The 21,939-nt window shown below is 68.9% G+C and carries 20 protein-coding genes; 10 read left to right on the top strand and 10 right to left on the bottom strand.

The window, feature by feature from the left end:
* Window positions 1–8 precede the first annotated feature (8 nt).
* Window positions 9–794, bottom strand: coding sequence for an SDR family NAD(P)-dependent oxidoreductase (locus ACFQE9_RS11145; protein ID WP_379744419.1), 786 nt, complete (start codon window positions 792–794; stop codon window positions 9–11).
* A gap of 96 nt (window positions 795–890) precedes the next feature.
* Window positions 891–1,964, bottom strand: a complete 1,074-nt coding sequence (carA, locus tag ACFQE9_RS11150) for a glutamine-hydrolyzing carbamoyl-phosphate synthase small subunit (protein WP_379744421.1) — start codon at window positions 1,962–1,964, stop codon at window positions 891–893.
* 96 nt (window positions 1,965–2,060) lie between these two features.
* On the opposite strand from carA, the gene ACFQE9_RS11155 reads away from it, so the two are divergent.
* Both ACFQE9_RS11155 and idi read left to right on the top strand, forming a co-directional pair.
* Window positions 2,061–2,474, top strand: a complete 414-nt coding sequence (locus tag ACFQE9_RS11155) for an Lrp/AsnC family transcriptional regulator (protein WP_379745591.1) — start codon at window positions 2,061–2,063, stop codon at window positions 2,472–2,474.
* Between the two features lie 203 nt (window positions 2,475–2,677).
* Window positions 2,678–3,295: an isopentenyl-diphosphate Delta-isomerase gene (gene idi / locus ACFQE9_RS11160; protein ID WP_379744423.1), complete on the top strand. Its 618-nt coding sequence runs from the start codon at window positions 2,678–2,680 to the stop codon at window positions 3,293–3,295.
* Between the two features lie 29 nt (window positions 3,296–3,324).
* Here the strand turns inward: idi and gpmI are convergent, their stop codons facing one another.
* Entirely contained in the window at window positions 3,325–4,839 is a 1,515-nt protein-coding gene (gene gpmI / locus ACFQE9_RS11165) for a 2,3-bisphosphoglycerate-independent phosphoglycerate mutase (protein ID WP_379744425.1), read from the bottom strand.
* Between the two features lie 280 nt (window positions 4,840–5,119).
* On the opposite strand from gpmI, the gene ACFQE9_RS11170 reads away from it, so the two are divergent.
* Window positions 5,120–6,046 (top strand): replication factor A, encoded by a 927-nt coding sequence (locus ACFQE9_RS11170; RefSeq protein ID WP_379744427.1) that lies wholly within the window; start codon window positions 5,120–5,122, stop codon window positions 6,044–6,046.
* A gap of 1 nt (window position 6,047) precedes the next feature.
* Complete coding sequence (locus ACFQE9_RS11175) at window positions 6,048–6,698, top strand: RPA family protein (protein ID WP_379744429.1); 651 nt, start codon at window positions 6,048–6,050, stop codon at window positions 6,696–6,698.
* A gap of 206 nt (window positions 6,699–6,904) precedes the next feature.
* On the opposite strand, the gene yciH is transcribed toward ACFQE9_RS11175, so the two are convergent.
* The 3 genes from yciH to ACFQE9_RS11190 all read right to left on the bottom strand — a co-directional run bounded on the left by yciH (window position 6,905) and on the right by ACFQE9_RS11190 (window position 9,476).
* Window positions 6,905–7,198 carry a stress response translation initiation inhibitor YciH gene (yciH, locus tag ACFQE9_RS11180; RefSeq protein ID WP_379744431.1) on the bottom strand — a complete coding sequence of 98 codons (294 nt, stop codon included), beginning with the start codon at window positions 7,196–7,198 and terminating at the stop codon, window positions 6,905–6,907.
* Window positions 7,199–7,405: 207 nt separating this feature from the next.
* Window positions 7,406–8,761: a dihydroorotase gene (locus tag ACFQE9_RS11185; RefSeq protein WP_379744433.1), complete on the bottom strand. Its 1,356-nt coding sequence runs from the start codon at window positions 8,759–8,761 to the stop codon at window positions 7,406–7,408.
* A 67-nt stretch (window positions 8,762–8,828) separates the two neighbouring features.
* On the bottom strand, window positions 8,829–9,476 hold the full coding sequence (locus tag ACFQE9_RS11190) for a DUF6149 family protein (RefSeq protein WP_379744435.1): 648 nt from the start codon (window positions 9,474–9,476) through the stop codon (window positions 8,829–8,831).
* A 218-nt stretch (window positions 9,477–9,694) separates the two neighbouring features.
* On the opposite strand from ACFQE9_RS11190, the gene ACFQE9_RS11195 reads away from it, so the two are divergent.
* The 3 genes from ACFQE9_RS11195 (at window position 9,695) to mptA (ending at window position 12,421) form a co-directional block, all read left to right on the top strand.
* Window positions 9,695–10,933 carry an NAD(P)/FAD-dependent oxidoreductase gene (locus ACFQE9_RS11195; RefSeq protein ID WP_379744437.1) on the top strand — a complete coding sequence of 413 codons (1,239 nt, stop codon included), beginning with the start codon at window positions 9,695–9,697 and terminating at the stop codon, window positions 10,931–10,933.
* 50 nt (window positions 10,934–10,983) lie between these two features.
* Window positions 10,984–11,397, top strand: coding sequence for a DUF7124 domain-containing protein (locus ACFQE9_RS11200; protein ID WP_379744439.1), 414 nt, complete (start codon window positions 10,984–10,986; stop codon window positions 11,395–11,397).
* Window positions 11,398–11,485: 88 nt separating this feature from the next.
* On the top strand, window positions 11,486–12,421 hold the full coding sequence (gene mptA, locus ACFQE9_RS11205; RefSeq protein ID WP_379744441.1) for a GTP cyclohydrolase MptA: 936 nt from the start codon (window positions 11,486–11,488) through the stop codon (window positions 12,419–12,421).
* A 25-nt stretch (window positions 12,422–12,446) separates the two neighbouring features.
* Here mptA and ACFQE9_RS11210 read toward each other — a convergent pair whose 3' ends face one another.
* Both ACFQE9_RS11210 and ACFQE9_RS11215 read right to left on the bottom strand, forming a co-directional pair.
* Window positions 12,447–14,102, bottom strand: coding sequence for a DUF255 domain-containing protein (locus tag ACFQE9_RS11210; protein ID WP_379744443.1), 1,656 nt, complete (start codon window positions 14,100–14,102; stop codon window positions 12,447–12,449).
* Window positions 14,103–14,166: 64 nt separating this feature from the next.
* Complete coding sequence (locus ACFQE9_RS11215; protein ID WP_379744445.1) at window positions 14,167–14,871, bottom strand: helix-turn-helix domain-containing protein; 705 nt, start codon at window positions 14,869–14,871, stop codon at window positions 14,167–14,169.
* Between the two features lie 215 nt (window positions 14,872–15,086).
* Between ACFQE9_RS11215 and ACFQE9_RS11220 the strand changes: the two genes are divergently transcribed.
* The 3 genes from ACFQE9_RS11220 (at window position 15,087) to arcS (ending at window position 19,856) form a co-directional block, all read left to right on the top strand.
* Window positions 15,087–16,100, top strand: a complete 1,014-nt coding sequence (locus ACFQE9_RS11220; RefSeq protein WP_379744447.1) for an alcohol dehydrogenase catalytic domain-containing protein — start codon at window positions 15,087–15,089, stop codon at window positions 16,098–16,100.
* A gap of 171 nt (window positions 16,101–16,271) precedes the next feature.
* Window positions 16,272–17,993: a hypothetical protein gene (locus ACFQE9_RS11225; protein ID WP_379744449.1), complete on the top strand. Its 1,722-nt coding sequence runs from the start codon at window positions 16,272–16,274 to the stop codon at window positions 17,991–17,993.
* A gap of 51 nt (window positions 17,994–18,044) precedes the next feature.
* Window positions 18,045–19,856 carry an archaeosine synthase subunit alpha gene (gene arcS, locus ACFQE9_RS11230; RefSeq protein WP_379744451.1) on the top strand — a complete coding sequence of 604 codons (1,812 nt, stop codon included), beginning with the start codon at window positions 18,045–18,047 and terminating at the stop codon, window positions 19,854–19,856.
* 38 nt (window positions 19,857–19,894) lie between these two features.
* Here arcS and ACFQE9_RS11235 read toward each other — a convergent pair whose 3' ends face one another.
* Window positions 19,895–20,200 carry a DUF7091 family protein gene (locus ACFQE9_RS11235; RefSeq protein ID WP_379744453.1) on the bottom strand — a complete coding sequence of 102 codons (306 nt, stop codon included), beginning with the start codon at window positions 20,198–20,200 and terminating at the stop codon, window positions 19,895–19,897.
* 65 nt (window positions 20,201–20,265) lie between these two features.
* Window positions 20,266–21,939, bottom strand: coding sequence for an ABC1 kinase family protein (locus ACFQE9_RS11240; RefSeq protein ID WP_379744455.1), 1,674 nt, complete (start codon window positions 21,937–21,939; stop codon window positions 20,266–20,268).

Raw genomic sequence — 21,939 nt, forward strand, 5'->3', positions numbered from 1 at the left:
CGGAACCATCACCGCGCCGTGCTGCCGCCGTCGACGGCGATCACCTCGCCGGTGACGTAGTCGGCCCCCGGCGAGAGCAGGAACGCCACCGTCTCGGCGACGTCCCCGGCCTCGCCGAGCCGCCCGAGCGGAATGTCACGTGCGCGCCGATCCTCCCAGTCCGGATCCTCGTTGCGGACCGCCTCGTTCATCGACGTCCGGGTCGTGCCCGGCGCGACGGCGTTGACCCGTACGTTCTCGTCGGCGTATTCGACGGCGAGCTGGCGTGTCAACGCGTCGATCGCCCCCTTCGTCGCACAGTAGGCCGGCAGATTCGGGACGCCGCGCGTGGCGGCCTCCGAGGAGACGAACACGAGCGATCCGTCCGTCTCGACCAACGGGGGGATCGTCGCCCTCGCGACCCGCAGCGCGCCGAGCAGGTTGGTGTCGACGACGAACTCGAGGTCCTCGTCGGTCGCCTCGTCGATCGGTCCGCGAGTGAGCACGCCGACGGTGGTGACGACGGCGTCGAGACCGCCGAACTCCTCGAGCGCGCGTTCGACCGCCCGGTTCACCGCGGCCGTCTCGCGGACGTCGCACTCGATGGGCACCGTCTCGCCGTCGAGCGTCGCCGATAGCTCGCGAAGCTCGTCGATCGACCGGGCCGCCATGGCGACCGCGGCCCCCTGGTCCGCGAGCGTCTCGACGATGGCCCGCCCCATGCCGCGGCTCGCCCCGACGACGAGCGCGCGCATCTCCTCGCCTTCCGGGATACTCCCGATTCCGTCGGCGTCGGCTGGTTCGTCCGTGTCCATGTCTCACGGAAGGCGGAGCGAGGAAGATAGCCGTTCGGGTCGAGGCGAGTCGGGCGGAACTGGCGAGTCGGGGCGAAGATCGGCTCCGATCCCCGGTCAGTCGGCCGCGACCTCGGCGGTCGAGTCGGACATCGCGAGCACGTCGTCGAAGAAGTCGAGGGAGTCGTGGGGTCCGGGGTTCGCCTCGGGGTGGTACTGGCGGGTGATGACGCCGTACTCCTCGCTTTCGAGCCCCTCGGCCGTGTCGTCGTTGACGTTGACCTGGGTGACCTCAAGCGGCCCGGGGTCGGAGACGGTGTAGCCGTGGTTCTGGGTCGTCATCACGACGCGGTCGGTCCGGAGGTCCTTGACTGGCTGGTTGACCCCGCGGTGGCCGAAGGTCATCTTCTCCGTCGAGCCGCCGAGCGCGCTCGCGATGATCTGCTGGCCCAGACAGATGCCCGCGAGGGGGAGATCGCCCGCGAAGGCGTTCACGACCGCCTTCGCGGCCTCGAAGTTCTCCGGATCGCCGGGACCGTTCGAGACGAACAGGACGTCGGGATCGACGGCCTCGACGTCCGCGGGGGTCGAGTCGTAGGGCAGGACGTGGACGTCCGCGCCGCGTTCGTTCAACGACTCGACGATGGAACCCTTCGCGCCGCAGTCGAGAAGGGCGATCCGCGCGTCGACCGCGCCGTTCGGATCGGCCTCGTGGACGGTCGGTTCGGAGACGGAGACGCCGGCGCCGATGTCGACGTGGTCGCTCATCGGCTTGCACGCCTCCATCTCGGCCTTCGCGTCCTCGGGCGTGACGTCCTCTCCGGCGGCGATCCCGCAGGCCATCGCGCCCTCCTCGCGGACGGTCGTGACGAGTTCGCGCGTGTCGAGGTGGTCGATCGCCGGAATCCCCTCCTCGGCGAGCCACTCCGCGACGTCGTCGGTGAACTCGCGGGCGATCGCCGCGCGCGGCTGGACCCTGTCGGACTCGAACCGCTCGGAGCGGACCCCGTAGTTTCCGATCAGCGGATACGAGAACGTGAGGACCTGCTCGGCGTACGAGGGATCGGTGAGCGACTCCTCGTAACCGGTGTACGCGGTCGTAAAGACCAGTTCGCCACGTGTACGCCCCGGTGCGCGGGTGCGCGCCTCGAGCACGCGTCCGTCTGCCAACGCGATGTAGGCGTCCGTCATTACGAGAAACGTACGGAGCTACCCTAATAAGTGCGTCGTTCGTAGTTGAGTTACGAAATTCGTAATCAGTATATGGCCGCGGTCCCACGGACCGACATGGACGAACTCGATCGGCAGATCCTCGGCGTCCTCCGTCGGGACTCGCGCACCCCGTATACCGAGATCGCGGACGAGGTCGGGACCTCGGAGGGCACGGTCAGGAACCGGGTCGAGCGAATGAACGAGGAGGGCGTCATCGAGCGGTTCACGGTGACGACGCGGACGGGCAACGTGAAGGCGATGATCGAGATCTCCGTCGAGGTCCACGTCGACACGAGCGCCGTGAGCGAGCGGATGGCCGACTGGGAGGAGGTCGACTTCGTCTGGCAGGTCTCCGGCGAGGACGACATCGTGCTCGTCGTCGACTGCGTCGACACGGGCGCGGTCAACGAGCTGATCACCGACGCCCGCGAGATGGACGACGTCAAATCGACGAAGACGCGCCTCATCCTCGACGAGCGGCTGGGGTGAGCCGAGACCGCCAACGGCTGGGTGAGCCGAGACCGCCAACGGCTGGGTGAGCCGAGACCGCCAACGGCTGGGTGAGCCGAGACCGCCAACGGCTGGGTGAGCCGAGAACGCAGGCGATCGACGATCCAGGGGAACGAGATCCGACGGCGATCCGGTCCGTATCGATCGAATTCTTATTAGGGGGGCTCGCCGTCCCATACCGTATGAACGCAGACGACGCGGCCGATCGCCCTCCGATCGCCGACGGCGGCGAGTCCAGCGGCGGACCCGAGGACGAACTCGACCACGAGAACGCGAACCAGGACGTCATCGCGGTCGACTCCGAGGACACAGCACAGGGCACGGTCAATCGCCTCGACGCACACACCGGCGACGGGATCCGCCACCGGGCGTTCACCTGCCTCGTCTTCGACGGCGACGGCAGGCTCCTGTTGGCCCAGCGCGCGCCCGGAAAGCGGCTGTGGGACACCCACTGGGACGGGACGGTCGCCTCCCACCCGGTCGAGGGACAGACCCAGGCGGAGGCGACGGAACAGCGTCTCGAGGAGGAACTCGGGATCACGCCCGACCAGTACGACGACCTCCGCGTGACGGACAAGTTCGAGTACAAACGCTACTACCCGAACGCGGGCGTCGAGTGGGAGGTCTGTGCGGTGCTCAAGGTCACCCTCACGGACGTCAGCCTCGACCCCGACGAGGAGGAGATCGCCGGGCTGCTGTGGGTGGACTACGAGCACCTCCACGAACACCCGAAGTGGTACCGCCAGCTCAGGCTGTGTCCCTGGTTCGAGATCGCGATGCGGCGCGACTTTTCGGAATAGGTTCGACACCGGCGTCTTCGCGTGACGGATCACTCGAGCAGCGACTCGCCGGTCATCGCGTCCGGCTGGTCGATCCCCATCGTCTCGAGGATCGTCGGAGCCACGTCACAAAGCGACCCGTCCTCGCGGATCGACCGGCCGCGGTCGTCGCCGGCCGGCGACAGGTAGACGAACGGGACCGGATTGTACGTGTGGGCGGTGTGCGGCTCGGCCGCCGTGCCCATGTCGTCGGCGTTGCCGTGGTCCGCGGTCACGATGGCGTGTCCGTCGGCGTCCGCGATCGCCGCGAGGAGCCGGTCGAGCTGGTCATCGACCGTCTCGACGGCGCGGATCGCGGCCTCGTAATCCCCGGTGTGGCCGACCATGTCGGGATTGGCGTAGTTCAACACGACCAGTTCGGGGTCGTCCTCGCGGATCGTGGCGATCGCCTCGTCCGTGACCTCGCGCGCGGACATCTCGGGCCGGCGATCGTAGGTCGCGACGTCCGGACTCTCGACGATCGTCCGGATCTCGCCGGGGAACTCCACCTCGCGGCCGCCGTTGAGGAAGTAGGTGACGTGGGCGTACTTCTCCGACTCGGCGATCCGGAGCTGTCGGAGCCCGGCGTCTGCGACCACCTCGCCGAGGGTATCCTCCGGGATCTCCGGGGGGAACGCGACCGGGAACTCGAAGGTCTCGTCGTACTCGGTCATCGTCACCATCCGGATCTCGGGCTGGTCGAGATCGAAGGGCCACTCCGGCTCGGTCCCGGTGAGCAGACGGACGAGCTGTCTGGCGCGATCGGCCCGGAAGTTGAAGAAGACGACCGCGTCGCCGTCCGAGAGGGCCGGCTCGTCGGCCACGAGCGTCGGTTCGATGAACTCGTCCGTCTCGCCGCGCTCGTGGGCGCGCTCGGCGGCCTCGACGGCCGAATCGGCGACGTGTGGGGCCTCGCGGTTCACGATCGCCTCGTAGGCCTTCCGGGTTCGCTCCCAGTTCCGGTCGCGGTCCATCGCGTGATACCGACCCGTCACGGTGGCGACCTCGCCGGTGGCGACGTCCGCGGCGTGGTCCGAGACGTCCGCGAGGAACGTGTCCGCGATCTCGGGGGCCGTGTCCCGGCCGTCGGTGAAGGCGTGGGTGCTCGCGGGCACGCCCGCGTCGTCGGCGAGATCGATCAGCGCCTTCAGGTGGTCGACGGAGGAGTGGACCCCGCCGTCGGAGACGAGTCCCATGAAGTGGACCCGTCCCCCGTGGGAGTCGACGAAGGAGAACGCCTCGCGAAGCGCCTCGTTGTCGGCCAGCTCGCCGGCGGCGATCGCGTCCGATATCCGGGTGTAGGCCTGTTTCACCACCCGACCGGCCCCGATGTTGAGGTGTCCGACCTCGGAGTTGCCCATCTGTCCCTCGGGCAGCCCGACCCGCCGGCCGTGAACGGTCAGTCGGCCGGAGGCTCCCTTCGCCGATATCCCCTCGAAGGTGGGCGTGTCGGCGGCCGCGACCGCGTTCCGCCGGTCGTGGTCGCCGATCCCCCACCCGTCCAACACGACGAGCGCCGTTCTCATACCCGAACCGTCGGGGGCGACGCCCAACTACCCTTCGTTGTGGGGACCGGAGCGCGGCGGGCTCGCCCGCCGACTCGAACCGACACGATCTCCGCTCGAACGAGCATGATCTCCACTCGAAACGCCGCCCGCGTGCGTCCGACGTTCGTCGCACGCGAGACGGCCTGATCGGCCGCAGTCGGCCGGTCGTCCACTTTCACCGCGGCTACGGAACTTTTTACCACATGCCGCCCCAAGGGGCCCACGCCTCCCATTCGAAAACACGCCGGAGGCAACAACCATGACGGAACTACGAGACCACGCGGAAGCGATAGCCGAACAGTTCTCGGACCACCTCGACCCGGACGTCGACGAGATCGAGGCCCGGCTGGACAACCTCGTCACCGAATACCGGGTGCCCGTCGAGGAGGCGAGACGGAGCATCACCAACGACTACCTCGACGAGGCCGGCCTCGAGCGCGACGAGCTCGGACGGGGCGGGAGCGAACGGGTCCAGGTGAACGAGATCGACGAGGACGAACAGTGGGTCGACCTGCGCGTGCGCGTCGTCGACCTCTGGGAGCCCCGAAGCGACGCCGTCGCCCAGGTCGGGCTGCTCGGGGACGAGTCGGGGACGATCAAGTTCACAGCCTTCGAGACCTCGGATCTTCCCCTGCTCGAGGAGGATCAGGCCTACGATCTCTCGAACGTCGTCACCGACGAGTACGAGGGACGGTACTCGGTCAAGCTCAACCGGACGACCGGAATCTCGGAGATCGACGAGGAGATCGAGGTCGGCGACAACGCCGAGACGGTCGAGGGAGCCCTCGTCGACGTCCAGTCCGGCTCCGGTCTCATAAAGCGGTGTCCCGAGGAGGACTGCACGCGGGTGCTCCAGAACGGGCGCTGTAGCGAACACGGCAAGGTCGACGGCGAGTTCGACCTCCGGATCAAGGGCGTCCTCGACGACGGGCGGGAGGTCCACGAGGTCATCTTCGACCGGGAGGCCACGGAGGAGCTGACCGGCATGGGCCTCGAGGAGGCCAAACAGCTGGCGATGGACGCGCTCGATACGACGGTGGTCGCGGACGAGATGTCGGAGGGCATCCTCGGGCGGTACTACCGGGTCACCGGTCCGACGCTCGGCCGGTACGTGCTCGCGGACGAGACGGAGGAGCCCGGGCCGGTGGACGTCGAACGCGCGCTGATCAACGCGAGGTCGATCTGAGATGAGTCAAAGCGAATCCACCCCCATGAGGGAGGTCGCCCGGCGCGTCTTCGCCACCGAGTTCAACGACGCCGGCTACACGTTCAAGGAGTCCGACGACGAGCGCGCGCCCGTCTACTCGCTGCTTCCCACCGGGGAGTCCGCGAACCGGGTGTTCCTCGTCGGCACGCTCACGGAGAAGGACGACGTGGGCGAGGACAACGAGTACTGGCGCGGCCGGATCGTCGATCCGACGGGGACGTTCTTCGTCTACGCCGGCCAGTACCAGCCCGAGGCCGCGAGCACGCTCCGCGACCTCGAGCCGCCGGCGTACGTCGCCGTGGTCGGCAAGCCGCGGACCTACGAGACAGACGACGGCTCGATCAACGTCTCGGTCCGCCCGGAGTCGATCACCCCGGTCGACGCCGCCGTCCGCGATCGCTGGGTCGCCGAGACCGCGGAGCGGACGATAGAGCGCGTCGCCCGGTTCGACGACGAGGCCAACGAGTACGCGCGAATGGCACGCGAACACTACGATCTCGACCCCGAGACCTACCGCGCGGCGGCGCTCTCGGCGCTCGAGGATCTCGACGAGGGAGAAGGCGGTAACGATTCGGGGACTGACGACGCCGACTCGGAGGCGGACGACGCCGAGACCTCGCTCGAGGCGTAGGGTCTCGGCGGCCGGCATGCGCCGTCGCGGGTGACCGGGCGGCAGTTCACACGGCGGCGGTCATTCGTCCGTCGATCGACGATCCGCGTCGATCTGTGAGACGATCGTAGACGATCGTAAGCGACCGGAAACCGACGGAAAACGCGGCCGCTCACGCGTCGTCCGCGACCGAAAAACGACGGCTCGACGGCGGGGTCAGGTGACGGTCACGCGACGTTGAACCCCTTCTCGCGGAGGAACTCCTCGACGCGCCCGGAGTGGTTTCCCTGCAGCTCGATGGCGTCGTCCTCGACGGTGCCGCCGCAGGCGAACTTCGATTTGAGATCCGACGACAGCGAGTCGAGATCGACGTCCTTGGGGTCGAATCCTTCGATGACCGTTACCTCCTTTCCGTACCTTCGCTCGTCGATGCGGATGCTGATCTGCTGGGACTCCTTGGCGACGTCCTCGCAGACGCAGAGTTCCTGGGGCAGCCCGCACGTCGAGCAGACTTCCGACATTACGGTTCGAACCTACTGGATGCCGGTATTAAATAGTGTCGGGACCCCCGGCGTCGGTATCACGGATCGGCGGGGCGTTAACCGACGCCGACCGTCACCACGGATCGGCGGAGCGTTGACCGACGCCGACCGTCACCACGGATCGGCGGAGCGTTGGCCGACGCCGACCGTCACCACGGATCGGCGGGGATTTCTCCGACGCCGGCCTCAGCGTCCCCCGTCCGCGTCGTCGACGGCGCCGATCGGGTCGCGTGCGCGGGCGTTCTCTCCGATCGGGTCGCCGAAGGACTCCACGCCGATCACCGTGTCCCGCTCGTAGGCGACGTGGCCGCGAACGATGGTGATCTCGGGGAACACCCCGGTCATCCCCTCGAAGGGGGTCCACCGACACTTCGAGTGAAGCGCGGCGGCTCGGATGTCGGAGGGATCCTCGAGGTCGACGACGACCAGGTCCGCGTCCCGTCCGGCCTCGATCGCGCCCTTGTGCTCGAGTCCGAAGATCGACGCCGGATTTCGGGCGGTGACGTCGCGGACGCGCTCGAGCGTCAGCTCGTCCCGGCGAACCGCCGCCAAGAGCAGGGGGAGCATCGTCTCGACGCCGGGCACGCCGCTCGGCGCCTCGGTCAGGGTCCGGTTCTTCTCCGCGGCGGTGTGGGGCGCGTGGTCGGTCGCGACCACGTCGACGCGACCGTCGCGGAGCCGCTCGAAGACGGCCGCACGACGGTCGGGATCGCGAAGCGGGGGGTTCATCCGGCCGAACGTCCCGAGCCGGTCGCAGTCGTCCGTCGAGCAGAAGAGGTGGTGCGGGGTGACCTCGCAGGTCGCCCCGGTTCCGGCGGTCGCGTCGATCCCCTCCGGCGTCGAGGTGTGGGCGATGTGAACGTGCCCCTCGACGTCCTCGCCGGCCGCGACGGCGCGCTCGACGGCCGCCGCCTCGGCGTCCGGCGTTCGAAACGCCGACCAGCGCTCGCTTCGGGCACGACGCCCGACGCCGCCGAGATCGCCCGACAGCGCGTCCGGATCGAATCGGTCCGCGTCCTCGGCGTGGACGGTCACGGGAACGCCCGCGGCCGTCGCCCGGTCGAGGGCGTCCTCGAAGCGGTCCATCTCGATCCCCATCTCCCCGGTCGAGTCGGCGAGGAAGACCTCGCCGAGCGCGAACACCGGCCGGTCGAACAGCTCCTCGGGACGCCACGCCGCGGTGACGCCGCCGTTGATCCCGTAGTCGACGAGGGAGTCCTCGGCCGCGGTGGCGGCCTTCGCGTCGAAGGACCCGCCGTCGACGGTGGGCGGGTCAGTGTTCGGCTGGTCGACGACGGTCGTCACGCCGCCCGCCGCGGCCGACCGCGATCCCGTCTTCCAGGTCTCCTTTTGTAACCCGCCCGGCTCGCGAAAGTGGACGTGAACGTCGATCGCGCCCGGAAGCACGTGCTTGCCGCGAGCGTCGATCACCCGTTCGTCGGCCGCTGGCTCGAGGTCGGACGCGACGGCGTCGATCGTCTCCCCGTCGATGCGGACGTCGCGGACCCGCCCGTCTGCGAGCGCCCCGCCGGTGATGAGCATACGGGGATCCTCGATGGGGCACGGAAAAAGCAGTCCGATCCGGGAGGGCCAGGCTCGCCCGCGAGGGTCAGGCGCGCTCGCGGTCGTCGCCGGCGGGGGAATCCTCGGTGAGCCCGTTCGCGTTGGCGTAGTCGGCGTCCTCGTCGAGCCCGGGCGTCGCGCTCGGATCGACGTCCTCGGGCTCGCCGGCGTCGCCGACGACGGTCTCGCCCGATTCCGTCTCGACGTAGACGTCGTCCGCGAACCCGGCGATCGCGTTCTCGTATTCGGGCTCCTCGAGCCGCTCCGGGGTCGCGGGGGCGTCGGCGATCCCCGATTCGGGGTGGAACTCGCCGAGCGGGTCGTCGATCGTGATCCCGTGTTCGGTAAAGAAGTCCTCGTAGCGTCGGTAGTGCGCCTCAAGTTCGTCGCCCGGGATCTCCATCATCTCGGTCCACCCGTGGTTGAAGAAGTCGAAGTTCGCCTGGATGTGGGTTATCTCGCGGGCCTCAGCCTCCGGAAACCCGGCCTCGAGGGCGGTCACGTAGGCGTCCATGGTCGCATCGAAGAAGTCGTCGAGGTGGTCGCGACGCTGCTCGCGCCGGTCGTCGTCCGCCTGGTTCAAGAAGATCGTGGTGTGGAGATCGACGAGCTTGTCGTTCGCGAGGTCGCCGAGAACCGGGGCCGTGAGCGCCTTCTTCGCGGCCCAGTGGCGGACGTTCTGGCTGATCTTCATGCTCGCGGGTTGGGCCCGTACGTCCTTGAATCTGTGGCGGTGGGAACCGAACTCGTGACGATTCGAGCCGAACTCGTGACGATCGGACCCGACGGACGCCGTTCACGAGAGGGACTGTAAGGTCCTAAAGGAGCTACAGACATACCCCATGAGATCATTCCTCATGATTCCTCACGTCGATAGCAATCCACATTAACCCCCGTACCGAACGGCCGATCATGAGCGAATCGTACGTGATCGTCGGCGACGGCGTCGCCGGGTCGTCGGCCGCCGAGACGCTCCGCGAGGAGCGTCCCGACGCCGACATCACGGTCATCACGGACGAGGGCGAAGCCCTCTACAACCGCATTCTGATAAAGGAATTCGCGAAGGGGAAGCTCCCCGAGGCCCCGATCTCCATCCACGACGAGGAGTGGTACGCGGAGCGGGACATCGACCTGCGGCTCAACACCCTCGTCGTCGACATCGACGTCGAATCCGACGAGATCCGAACCCACGAGGAGGAGGTGTTCGCCTACGACAGCCTGCTGTTGGCGATCGGCGGAACCCCCCAACAGCTGCCCGTCGAGAACGCCGATGCCGACGGAGTCCACCACTTCTGGACGTTCCAGGACGCACGCCGGATCAAGGAGAGCGTGGAGGACGCGGACTCGGGCGTCATCGTGGGAGCGGGGCTACTCGGCATCGACTTCGCGGCGATCTGCGGCGCCCAGGACGTCGAGGCGAAGTACCTCATGCGCGGCGACTCGTGGTGGCGATACGCCCTCTCGAACGAGGGCGCGGAGATCATGCACGAGGCGATGCGCGAACGGGGCGTCGAACCCGTCTTCGACTCGGGCGTCGACCGCTTCGAGGTGGACGAGGACGGCCACGTCGAGGCGGCGATCGACCCGAACGGCGAGCGCTACGAGTGTGATTTCGCCGGCGTCGCGATCGGGTTGAACTTCAACACGGAGATCGTCGAGGACACCCCTGTCGAGACGGACGACGGGATCCTCGTCGACGAGTACATGCGAACGAACGTCGACAACGTCTTCGCGGCCGGCGACATCACGGAGTTCAACGACCTCGTTCTCGGCGACCGGGCACAGAACGGCGCGTGGGGCTCCGCCAAGGAACAGGGAACGATCGCGGCACGGAACATGGTCGAGTACGGCGCGGAGGAGTTCCGCTGGGTCAGCTCCTACTCGATCACCCACTTCGAGTTCCCGTTCCTCTCGTTCGGCCACCCGACGCTGGGCGACGAGAGCGTGGAAGCGACCACGGGCGAGGGCGAGTGGCGACGGCTCGCGTTGAAGGACGGCCGCATCGTCGGCGGCGTCCTGATCGGCGACCTCGCCCCGCAGTCGGCGTACAAACAGCTGATGCGCGAGCGGCGATACGTCGGCGACCAGACGGACGTCCTCATGGAAGAGGGCTTCTCGGTCGACGACCTGGCACAGACGAGCGAGCCCTGAGGGGACGCCGGAAGCGAAGCGGTTTTCGGCCGTCGCGGCGAACCGGACGTATGGACAGCGGCGGATCCACCGACATGACGTTGGCCTTCGAGCTGGAGGCGCTCCGGCGGTTCGCGGACCCGAACGCGGTGTTCAACGACGCCCGCCAGTGGACCGAATACGTCGGCGTCGTGAGCGAACAGCCGACCTACGTGGTGACGAACTTCACCCGCAAACACCGGGTTCGCCAGGACTTCTTCTCCGGACCGCGGGGGGTCGAAGAGAGCCTGCAGAACATCAAAGACCAGTTCGAGACGGACCGGCACGTCTTCGTCGGCACCGACGAAGACGACGAGGCGCTCGCCGAGTCTGCCGACTGGGAGTTCCTGTCGGTCGAGGACGCCGCCGAGGCGGCCGGCTGGCGGATCGCCGACGGCGAGGAGGAGCCCGCGGAGGCGACCGAGCAGCGCGACGACTGGCCGTGAAGCCGCTTGTGACGTCGGGGCGCGTGCTGGCGTTCGTCGATCACGGGTTTCGAAAGCCCTAATCGCGTCTCCCCCCTTCCCGTAGGTAATGAGCCACCAGCTGCCGGACGTTCAGGCGTCGGATCCCGAGGTCGCGGTCGGCCTCTCTCAGGTCGGGGTCACCGGGGTACAAAAGCTCGTGAAACTCTCGCGCGGCGACGACCGGCCGATCGTGTTGATGGCGGAGTTCGAGGTGTTCGTCGACCTCCCGAGCTGCAGGAAGGGACTCGACATGTCCCGGAACATGGAGGTCATCGACGAGATCTTAGAGGACATCACCCGCGAGGAAGCCTACCGCGTCGAGGACGTCTGTGGCGACGCCGCCGAACGACTCCTCGAGAAACACGAGTACACTTCTCGGGCCGAGGTGGAGATGACCGCCGAGTTGATCACCCGCGAGCGAACGCCGGCCTCGGATCGGCCGACCCAGAACACGGCGACGATCATCGCCTCGGCGACGGCGACCGAGGAGGGGACCCGCGAGGAGATCGGCGCCGAGGTGACGGGCATGACCGTCTGTCCGTGTTCGCAGGGCATGTCCGAGTCGCGCGCGAGGGAGAAGCTCCACGATCTCGGCGTCGACGAGGAGACGACGGAGTCCTTCCTCGAGGCGGTCCCCCAACCCGGCCACTCACAGCGGGGACACGCGACCCTCACGGTCACGGCCGACGGCGACCCGGACGTCGATCTGCGCGACGTGATCGACATCGCGCGCGACGCGATGAGCGCGCGGATCTACAACATGGCGAAGCGCCCGGACGAGGACCACATGACCTACCACGCACACGCGAACGCGAAGTTCGTCGAGGACTGCGTGCGGTCGCTGGCCGAGCGGACGGTCACGGAGTTCGACCACCTCCCCGACGACGCCGTGGTCCGGATGGCCCAGTCGAACGACGAGTCGATCCACGAGCACAACGCCCACGCCGAACGCGAGGTCACGATGGAGCGGCTTCGGACCGAAGTGAACGGCGCGGCCGAGTGATCCGGGGACGGAGCGGATCGAAAGACTACTCGACCGTCTCCGCGACCCGCGACAGCAGCTCGTCGGGCGTGCGTGCGGGCTCGGAGGTCTCCCCGTGGAGGGCAACCACGGCCGTGTCGCGATCGAGGGTGCGCCCGCCCGGCGCGTCCGCGAGGTGTGCGTTCGGGACGACGACCTTCTCGTGGTCGGCCACCCGCCAGGCGGCCCGATGGAGGTCGCTTCCCGGCGGGGTGGCGACGTGGACGGCGGGCGAGCCGTGGAGGAGACGCGCCACGAGTCCGCCGTAGCTCGCGATCTGTACGCCGTAGCGCTCGTAGGCGCCGGCGAATGACTCGGCGGTCTCGCGTGCGACGGCGGCGTATCGCTCCTCCCCGGTCGCAAGCGAGAGGGAGTAGAGCGCGTCGGCCATCTCGACGTTGGTGTCGAGGGGACGGAAGGGGCGATCGAGGAGTCCGGGGCCGTTTGCAGGTCCGTCGAGGAACGAGCCGTCCGCGTGGAGGACGTCGATCGCACGGTCGGCGACGGCACGCGCGACGTCGATCCCCTCGCCGAGGACGCCTTGCGCGCGGACGAACGCGGCAACGACGCGGGCAGCATCCTCGAGAACGTCGACCTCCCCGGTCGCGTCGCCGGTCCGAAAGCGCGTGACCGTGCCGGTCTCCGGATCGACGAGTTCGTCGCGGAGCAGATCGAGGATCCGCTCCGCGTACTCGCGGGCGCGCTCGTCGTCGGTGTAGGCGGCGTAGGTCAAAAGCGCGTCCGCCGCGAGCGCGTTCCCGCCCGCAAGGAGGGTGTAATCGTATCTGGGGTCCGCCATTTCTGCGCGTCCCTCGGCGTCGCTCGCGTAGTAGGCACGCCCCTCGCCGGGACCGATGCTGCCGCCGACGCCGACGCCGGTCCAGAGGTCCTCCGTGAGGAACGCGACGGCGTCGCTCGCCGTCTCCGCGTAGGCCGGTTCGCCGGTGTAGAGATAGGCGTTCGCGAACGCCCGAAGCGTCGCGGCGTTGACGTCGATCGTCTGCTCGTGGTGGACGTCCTCCCACGCGCGAGTCCCGGCGTAGCGGAAGAACCCCCCGCCGACGTCGTCGTGCAGGTGCGTCGAAACGGCATCCAGGGTGCGACGGGCCTGCGAGCGCTCGCGTTTGAGCGCGAACTCGATCGTCCGCGCGAGGGGGAACTTGGCGTCGTCGCCCCAGCCGGCGTGTTCGGAATCGAACTGGACCTCGAGTTGGCCCGCGAGGTGCTCCTCGATGGCCGCCGTGAGCTCGCCCGAGGGCGGGAGGTCGCCGGCGAGCGCGCGGGGGACTCGCCCGGCGTCGTCCCCCTTGTCGGCCCACATCGTGCGGACGGACTCGAGCACCTGACGCATCCCGTCGGGGCCGAGGTAGCCGGCGCCGGTGAGAAGCTCCCCGTCGGGGGTGACGAAGACCGTCGAGGGGAACCCCCCCATGTTGTACCGCTCTCGGACCCGCGGATGGCGGTCGACGTCGACGCGGACGGGGACGAACCCCTCGTTGACGTTGGCGGCGATCCGCGGCTCGCCGTAGGTCCGTGCGTCCATCTCGTGGCAGTCCGCACACCACGTCGCCGTGAGCGCGAGGAGGACCGGTCGGTCGGTCTCCGCGGCCTCCCGAAAGGCCGCACTCCCCCACTCGCGCCACTCGACGTGCGTCTCGTTCATGTCACCGGATCGGCCGGCGAGGTGGGTAAGCGCTTCGAGACGCGCGGGCGGCGGGGACGCGGACTCAAAGGTCGCGGAGCGTGTCGAGCGAGTCGTCGAGGTCGCGGGTCGAAACGGCGAGCGAGAAACCGTCGGCCCGAGCGAGGTCGGCCGCGTGGTCCCAGAGGTCCGGCTCCTCGATGCCGTGGAGGACGACCGCGTTCGGCGTCGGCGTGACGACCCGGAGCGCCACGAGCGGCGACTCCCCGCGCGTGACGTTCGTGAACACGAGCGCGCGGTTGGTCGACTGGCCGTACAGCCGGTAGAACTCCTCGCTCGAGAGCCGGGAGATGGCCTGGATGGAGTTGATGACGGTGTGTCCGTAGATCCGGTCGCGCTCGCCGGCTTGGATCTCGTTCGCTCCGATCGCGTCGTGGAACGTCGAGAGGGGGACGGCCGTCGAGTACTCCCGGAGGTCGCGGACCACGTCGCTCTCGAAGCCGGCCGAGAGGACGCGTGCGTGCTGTCGAAGCCGGTCGCCGCCGCGCTCGACGTCGATGTCGAGCAGCGCCTCGACGGTCCGTCGGACGACACCGATTCCGGGACTCTCCCGGCGGCCGCTCTCGTAGTCGGAGACGACGGACGAGGAGACCTCGAGCTGGGCGGCGAGCTCCGTCTGGGAGACGTCGAAGTCCGTGCGCCACTTGCGAAGCGTCGCGCCCGGATCGTCGCTCAGGGTGATCTCGCCGGCGATCCGTCGCGCCAACTCCTCTCTCGCGCGTTGGCTCATCGTGGTCGACGTCCGTCCGAGACGCGCAAAAGGGTATCGAAAGTGGGGTTCGTCGACCGTCGATATCGTTCGAGGATCGAAGAGGGACGGCGGCGCGTCGAGACGGGGACCGCGGCGCGTCCGGACGGCGGGCAGCGGCGCGTCCGGGCCGCGGGCGGTACGCGGACGAACGGCGGGCGCCAGTCCTATTTGATCGGCCGTCGAACCCTCGTCCGATGCGCGCCGCAGCATTCTCTGAGTTGACGGGGCCGGAGGGAGTACGGATCGTCGATCGACCGACGCCGGATCCGGAGCACGGCGAGGCGGTCGTCGACGTGGAGGCGTGTGCGATCAACAGACACGACCTGTGGATCCTGGAGGGCGACTCCGCGATGGTCGACGCGGACGACCTCCCGTTCGTGAGCGGGCTCGACGTCGCCGGAACCGTCCGCGCCGTCGGCGAGGGGGTGACCGACGTCGCGCCCGGCGACGAGGTGGTGTTGTGTCCGAACGAGACCTGCGGACGCTGCCGGTTCTGCCGTGAGGGTCCGGAGAACCTGTGTGAATCCTTCTCGCTGTATCACGGCGGGCTCGCGGAGTCGGCGCGCGTGTCCGCGGACAGGCTGGTCCGGCGTCCGGAGGGGGTCGACGCGACGACCGCGGCCGCGCTCCCGACCGCGTACGTGACCGCCTACCGGATGCTCCAGCGCGCGGAGGTGGGCGCCGGCGACCTCGTCTTCGTCCCCGGAGCCACGGGCGGGGTCGGCCTCGCGGCGATCCAACTCGCGGACGTCCTCGGCGCGCGGACGGTGGGCACCTCCTCGTCGGCGAGCAAGCTCGATCGGGTGGCGTCGCTCGGGCTCGATCATCCGGTCCACGGAGAGGACCCGGAGGAACTCCGGGGTGCCGTGGAGGCGGTCGGGACGCCGGACGCGGTGGTGAACCACCTCGGCGGGCCCTACACGGAACTCGGCATGGACGTCCTCCGCAGGGGCGGGATCATGACCGTCTGCGGGCGGACCGCGGGCGGACGATCGACGTTCGACGTCGCGGACCTCTTTTTGAACCACAAGCGGATCGTCGGCAGCACGATGGGGACCCAGGGCGACCTCGAGACGCTCGTCGATCTCGTCGCGTTCGGCGACCTCGATCCGGAGATCGACGGAACGTATCCGCTTTCGGAGACCGCGGACGCCTTCGCGGCGATGCGCGACCGCGAGACCGTCGGCAAGCTCGTGATAACGGCCTGAGGACTCGCTCACGGAGGACAGGCTCGCGTTCGAGATCCGCCCCTCGCGATCGAAAACGTCGAAACCGGAGACCGGAGCGGCCGGAAAGAAGTCATTGAACCGACCGTTCGCGGGAAAAACGGCGCGAACGGAACTCGGTGTTTATATTCGAGCCCCGATTGAGGACGATCAATGAGGGGCTCCGCCGTCGTGCTTTCGATCTGTCTGATCGCGGCCGCGATCCCGCTCGTCGCGGGGACGGCAGCCGCGGTGCCGGACACGGGGGACGCCACGAACGACGGATCGGCGGCGCTCGACGGACCGGAGCCGTTCGACGTCGCCGATTCGGCCGACGTCCCCGATCCATCCGGCGTCGCACCACAGATCGGCGGAGCCGACGGAAACGAGAGCGAACCCACCGGCGGGGGCGACGGCGGGAGCGGAAACGGAACGGACGCCTCGGACGAGAACGGTACTGACGCCTCGAACGAAAACGGTACCGACGCCCCGGACGAAAACGGTACCGACGCCCCGGACGAAAACGGTACCGACGCCCCGGACGAAAACGGTACCGACGCCCCGGACGAAAACGGTACCGACGCCCCGGACGAAAACGGGTTCGGATCGGCGGTCTCGGCGTTCGTGCAGTCGACGTCGGCGGAGACGGGTTCGACGATCGACCAGGGGATGTGGGAGGCCGGGATCGACGACGAGGACTCGAACGAGGCGGGTCGCGAGCGCGCGAGCGAGCTGTCGAATCGGGTCGAGGCGATCCGCGAGGAGCGCGCGAAGCTCGCCGCGGCCCGGGCTAACGGGTCGATCTCGCCCGAGCGATACCGCGTCGCGGACCGTCGAGCGCGGGCGAGACTGAAGGCGACTGGCTCGGCGGCGAACGAGACGCGAGCCACGGTCCCGAACGAACCGGAGATCGAACGCGCGCTGGAGGCGGTCGAGCAGGCGGCCGAAAACGCCCGGGGACCGCCCGCTTCGGTTCGGAATCGAACCGGGGCGGGCCCGCCGGAGTCGGTTCCCGCGAACGCGAGCGGACCGCCGGGCAACGCCTCGAACGGCTCCACGAACGTGTCGAACCGCTCCGTGACCGTTCCGAACGGTTCCGCCCCGAACGCGAGCGGAGCCGACGGCGAGCCGCCGGGGGCCGGCCGCGGCACGGGGTCAAATGGGGAAGGGCCGGACGGGGTGCCCGGAAACGGACCGGACAGTGCACCGGGGAACGGACCGGATGGTGTCCAAGGAAACGGAGCAGCCGGCGGTGCCGGTCCCGATAGAGGTGGCGAGAACGCCGGAAACGCACCGGGTGACCGGGGTCGAAGCGGGGTGGGTGGCGGGAACAGCAAGGACGAGAGCGACGACGAGGACGGGGAAGACGGGGACGACGAGAGCGACGAGGGTGATGGGGGAGGCGAGGACGGGGATACCGGAAGTCGGGACGGGAACGGGGCCGATCGGGACCCCGGACGGTCGACGAACGACCCCGGAGGGTCGGGTTCGAGCGACGTCCCGGGTCGGGGGAACGGGGCGGGCGACGGGCGTGGTGGACCGGATGGAGGCGAGGAAGGTCCAGGCGAGAGCGACGACGGTGGGGACGAGGAGAGCAACGACGACGGCGAAAGCGACGACGGCGGAAGTGAAGACGACGAGAGCGACGACGACGAGAGCGACGACGACGAGAGCGACGACGACGAGAGTTCGGAGGGAGGCGACGAGGCGGGAGGGCAACCCGACGGCGAGGCGAGCGGAAGCGGTCCCTCGGACGATCGCGAGACCGGCGCGTCATCGAACGGCGACGGAAACGGGGGGCCGCCGAACGATCTCGGAAACGGCCCGCCGAGCGGTCGGTCGAACGACGTCGCGTTCGGCGAGTCGGGCGGTCCCGCTCAGGCGCGCGCGGAGTGAGGGACGCCACGGGAACGCAACCTATTCGGCCGTCCGCGGCGCAGCGACGGTATGACCGAGTACTTCGAGATCCACGAGCGGGACGGCATGGCCCGCCTCGGCGAGCTTCGTCTCGCCGACCCGGTTTCGACCCCGGCACGTGCCGACGACGTCCTCGCGGACGCCGGCAGCCTCTGGGCGGGCGACCGGTCGGTTCCCGAGGGCGACGAGAGCGCCCTCACCGTCCTGCCCCATCGCGGGTTTCCCGCGGGAACCCGCGAGCCCGTTCGCGAGTCGTTCCGGGTCGATCACCCGAACGTCGAGTTTCCGAGCGCGGCCGTCATCAGCGCCGCGGATCCGGCCGCAGCCGTCGCCGAGACGGACGCGAACGTCGACGCATACGTGCTCTCGGACGCGACCGGGTTCGTGGGCCACGGGTCGGCGTTCGTCGACGCGATCGTCGGGGTCAAGGAGGCGATCCCGGCGGACACGGCGCTCGTTCTCTCGGGCGTCTCCACGCCGGTGAACGTCGCGACGCTCGCGTACGCCGGCGTCGACCTGGTCGACGGATCGCTCGCCCGGGTGAAGGGGTCACAGGGAAAGTACCTCACGAACGAGGGCGAACACTTCCTCGAGGACCTCGAGGAGCTGCCGTGCGCCTGTCCGGCCTGTGCGGTCCCCCGCGGGGAGTTCACCCGCGAGGACTGCGAGGCGCACAACCTGAACGCGCTCGAGGCCGAGCTCCGGCGAGTCCGCCACCGGATCCGGCGGGGGCGGCTGCGCGACTACATCGAGGGGCAGGCCCGCCACGACCAGTGGCTCACGGCGACGTTCCGCGTGTTCGACGAGCGCTGGAGCCACGTCGAGCGTCACGCGCCCGTGATCCGCGAATCGGAGATCACGGCGGCGAGTGAGGACACCCTCGAGCGGGCCGAGATCAAGCGCTTCGCCGACCGGGTGAGCACCCGATACCGGTGTCGCTTCGACGCGCCGCTCGTGTTGGTGCCGTGTTCGGCCACGAAGCCCTACAGCGACTCTCGGAGCCACCGACAGTTCCACGACGCGATCGGGTGGCGCGGCCACGTCGTCTCCGTGACCTCGCCGATCGGCGTCGTCCCACAGGAGCTCGAGACGACCTACCCGGCCCAACACTACGACTCGGTCGTGACGGGCCGCTGGTCGTGCGACGAGACGGAGTTCGTCGCCGAGGTCCTCCGGCGTTACCTCGAGGACAACGAGTATCCCCGCGTGATCGCTCACGTGCCCGAGGACTACGGCCCGATCGTCGAGCGCGTCGAGGACGACCTCGAGGTGCCGATCGACTACACCTGCGAGGACCACCCGACGACGGACGCCTCTCTCGAGCGGCTCTCGGAGGCCCTCTCCGGCGAGGAGACCTACAGCAAACGCGAACGCGAGCACAACACGGTTCGCGCCATCGCCGACTACCAGTTCGGGAGCGACACGTGGGCGGACGCGGGGGAGGCGGCCGGCGACCGCCTCTTCGGGGAGGACGTCGACCTGCGAACGAACGGGCGCTACCCCAAGCTGCAGGCGTGGGACGGCCCGGCCGGCGACGAGGGGACACAGCTCGCGACGATGGTTCCACAGTACGGCGTTCTCTCGCTCACGCTCGCGGGCGCCGAACGCTGGGTCGACTCCGACGTGGCGACCCGGACCGTGGAGATCGACGGGTTCGTCCCCCAGGGGTCGGTTCTCGCTCCCGGCGTGGTCGACGCCGACGACTCGATCCGGGTCGGAGACGAGGTCGTGATCGAGGGACCGCGCGCGTTCGCGGTGGGACGCGCGGAGATGCACGGCCGGGAGATGGCCGAGTCGACGCGGGGGATCGCGGTCTCGGTGCGACACGTCGAGGAGCGGTAGGCGGGAACGACGGCAGTTCCCGACGGATCACCACGCGCTCACCACGTCTCGACGTATCCGTCGCGCACGTCCTCGAGACAGCCCTCGCAGTCGGGGTGATCGGCCTCGAAACAGGCGGGACGACCCGACTCGTCGACCGGGACCGATCGGCGCTCGCCGTGGCGGCGACAGACGATCCGGGCGTTCCCGTCCTCGTCGGTCGGCAGGCCGAACCCGGAAACGTCGTCCTCGACCGTTTCGGAGCCGCCGGATCGGCCCTCCCGGTAGGCGCGTTTGGTCTCCTCGAAGCGGCGACCCGCCAGCCGGATCCCGCGCCGGATCGTCTCCTCGAGGTCGTCGTCCATGTCGGGGACAAGCCGCCGTGGACCCTTGAGTGGTTCGTGTGGGGATCTCGAGTGGTTCGCGTGGGTCACTCCTCGCGGCGCTTTCGCATGCTCTGGCGCGTGAACTGCGGCTTGGCGCGGATCCCCGAACGCGATCGGAACGAGCGGTACAACGCGATCGCAAGCGGCGTCGAAAGCCCGAGCGAGACCGCGGCGAGCTCCCAGGCGTTCGCGAACGAGTAGAGGATCGTCGCGGAGAGCACGCCGACGGCGAGCAACACGGAGTAGGCGATCCGCATCGCCAGCTTGTCGAGCACCTTCGTCTCGTCCTCGATGGTGACGTTGAGGTGGACGTCGCCGCGTTCTGCGCGATCGAGGACCCGATCCAGCTTCGGCGGGACGGTGAAGAGCGCCTCGGCGGTCGCACGCGCCTGCTCGCCGGCCTCGGCGGCCAGCTCGCGGGCGGTCTCCTCGTAGTACCCCTCCTCGCGGAGGTAGTCCGTCGCGGTCGCGATGAAGTCGAAGTCCTCATCGAGGGTGACACAGACCCCCTCGACGACGGTCGCGACCCGCAGGACCAACGCGAGGTTCCGCGGGAGCCGCAGCGGGAACTCGTAGATCGTCGATTCGATCTGCTCGATTATCTGATTGACGCGGTACTGCTCTATGTCCTCGCCGCGGGCGTCGGCGATGGCGAGCTCCATCACCTCGCCCATCACCTCGCGGTCGGCCTCCGGCGAGAGCGTCCCCATCTCGATGAGGGTGTCGAGGATGGCGTCGATGTTCTGGTCGGCGACGGCCACGTAGAAGTCGACGATCCGGTCCTGGATGAACGGGTCGACGCGCCCGGACATGCCGAAGTCGTAGAAGACGATCGCCCCCTCGTCGTCGACGGCGAGGTTGCCCGGGTGCGGGTCGGCGTGGAAGACGCCGTCGTCGATGATCATCTGCAGGTAGGCGCGCTGGAGCGTCTCGGCGACCGCGGTCGGGTCGTGGCCGGCGGCCTCCAGATCCGCGATCCGGTCGATCTTCGTCCCCGGAATGTACTGCATGGTGAGGACGCGGCGGCCGGACGCCTCCGCGTAGGACGTCGGGATCCGGATCGACCCGTCGTCGGCGAAGTTCGCGCGGATCTCCGCGAGCATCTCGCGTTCGCGCTCGTAGTCCATCTCCTGGCGGATCGTCTTCGAGAACTCCTCGGAGAGGTTCTCGAGCGAGAACGCCCGCCCGCTCCCGATGAAGCGTTTGACGATCGGAAGCGACCACCGAATGACGCGCAGGTCGGCGTTCACGAGGGGCTCGATCCCGGGACGTCGAACCTTTACCGCGACCGGATCGCCCTCGTAGGTGGCGGTGTATACCTGCCCGAGGCTCGCGCCGCTTATCGGCTCGGGATCGAAGTCGTCGAAGACCTCCTCGACCGGACCCAGCTCGTCCTCGAGCACGCGTTTCGACTCCGGCCACGGGGCGGGCGGAACGTCGTCCTGGAGGCTCGAGAGCACCTCGATGTACGCAGGCGGGAGGACGTCCGGGCGAGTCGAGAGCAGCTGCCCGAGCTTGATGAACGTTGGACCCAGCGTCAACAGGATGTCGAGGAGCGTCTCGGCGCGCTCGCGTTGGGTCTCGGCGTCGACCCGCCGGCTCCCGCCGAACAGCAGGAATCGGCGACGGTCCCGCCAGTAGGCGAGGATCAGCGGCGAGAACCGCCGAACGACGACGAGAAACCGCCAGTAGGCGCGAAGGGAGACCAGCGTGACCAC

This window comes from Halopenitus salinus (assembly GCF_042662125.1).
In the GTDB taxonomy this organism is placed as follows: Archaea; Halobacteriota; Halobacteria; order Halobacteriales; family Haloferacaceae; genus Halopenitus; species Halopenitus salinus.

Bases quoted from the DNA above. Each gene is read 5' to 3' on its own strand.
- ACFQE9_RS11145 (WP_379744419.1), bottom strand. From the start codon at position 794: ATGGACACGGACGAACCAGCCGACGCCGACGGAATCGGGAGTATCCCG.
- carA (WP_379744421.1), bottom strand. From the start codon at position 1,964: ATGACGGACGCCTACATCGCGTTGGCAGACGGACGCGTGCTCGAGGCG.
- ACFQE9_RS11155 (WP_379745591.1), top strand. From the start codon at position 2,061: ATGGACGAACTCGATCGGCAGATCCTCGGCGTCCTCCGTCGGGACTCG.
- idi (WP_379744423.1), top strand. From the start codon at position 2,678: ATGAACGCAGACGACGCGGCCGATCGCCCTCCGATCGCCGACGGCGGC.
- gpmI (WP_379744425.1), bottom strand. From the start codon at position 4,839: ATGAGAACGGCGCTCGTCGTGTTGGACGGGTGGGGGATCGGCGACCAC.
- ACFQE9_RS11170 (WP_379744427.1), top strand. From the start codon at position 5,120: ATGACGGAACTACGAGACCACGCGGAAGCGATAGCCGAACAGTTCTCG.
- ACFQE9_RS11175 (WP_379744429.1), top strand. From the start codon at position 6,048: ATGAGTCAAAGCGAATCCACCCCCATGAGGGAGGTCGCCCGGCGCGTC.
- yciH (WP_379744431.1), bottom strand. From the start codon at position 7,198: ATGTCGGAAGTCTGCTCGACGTGCGGGCTGCCCCAGGAACTCTGCGTC.
- ACFQE9_RS11185 (WP_379744433.1), bottom strand. From the start codon at position 8,761: ATGCTCATCACCGGCGGGGCGCTCGCAGACGGGCGGGTCCGCGACGTC.
- ACFQE9_RS11190 (WP_379744435.1), bottom strand. From the start codon at position 9,476: ATGAAGATCAGCCAGAACGTCCGCCACTGGGCCGCGAAGAAGGCGCTC.
- ACFQE9_RS11195 (WP_379744437.1), top strand. From the start codon at position 9,695: ATGAGCGAATCGTACGTGATCGTCGGCGACGGCGTCGCCGGGTCGTCG.
- ACFQE9_RS11200 (WP_379744439.1), top strand. From the start codon at position 10,984: ATGGACAGCGGCGGATCCACCGACATGACGTTGGCCTTCGAGCTGGAG.
- mptA (WP_379744441.1), top strand. From the start codon at position 11,486: ATGAGCCACCAGCTGCCGGACGTTCAGGCGTCGGATCCCGAGGTCGCG.
- ACFQE9_RS11210 (WP_379744443.1), bottom strand. From the start codon at position 14,102: ATGAACGAGACGCACGTCGAGTGGCGCGAGTGGGGGAGTGCGGCCTTT.
- ACFQE9_RS11215 (WP_379744445.1), bottom strand. From the start codon at position 14,871: ATGAGCCAACGCGCGAGAGAGGAGTTGGCGCGACGGATCGCCGGCGAG.
- ACFQE9_RS11220 (WP_379744447.1), top strand. From the start codon at position 15,087: ATGCGCGCCGCAGCATTCTCTGAGTTGACGGGGCCGGAGGGAGTACGG.
- ACFQE9_RS11225 (WP_379744449.1), top strand. From the start codon at position 16,272: ATGAGGGGCTCCGCCGTCGTGCTTTCGATCTGTCTGATCGCGGCCGCG.
- arcS (WP_379744451.1), top strand. From the start codon at position 18,045: ATGACCGAGTACTTCGAGATCCACGAGCGGGACGGCATGGCCCGCCTC.
- ACFQE9_RS11235 (WP_379744453.1), bottom strand. From the start codon at position 20,200: ATGGACGACGACCTCGAGGAGACGATCCGGCGCGGGATCCGGCTGGCG.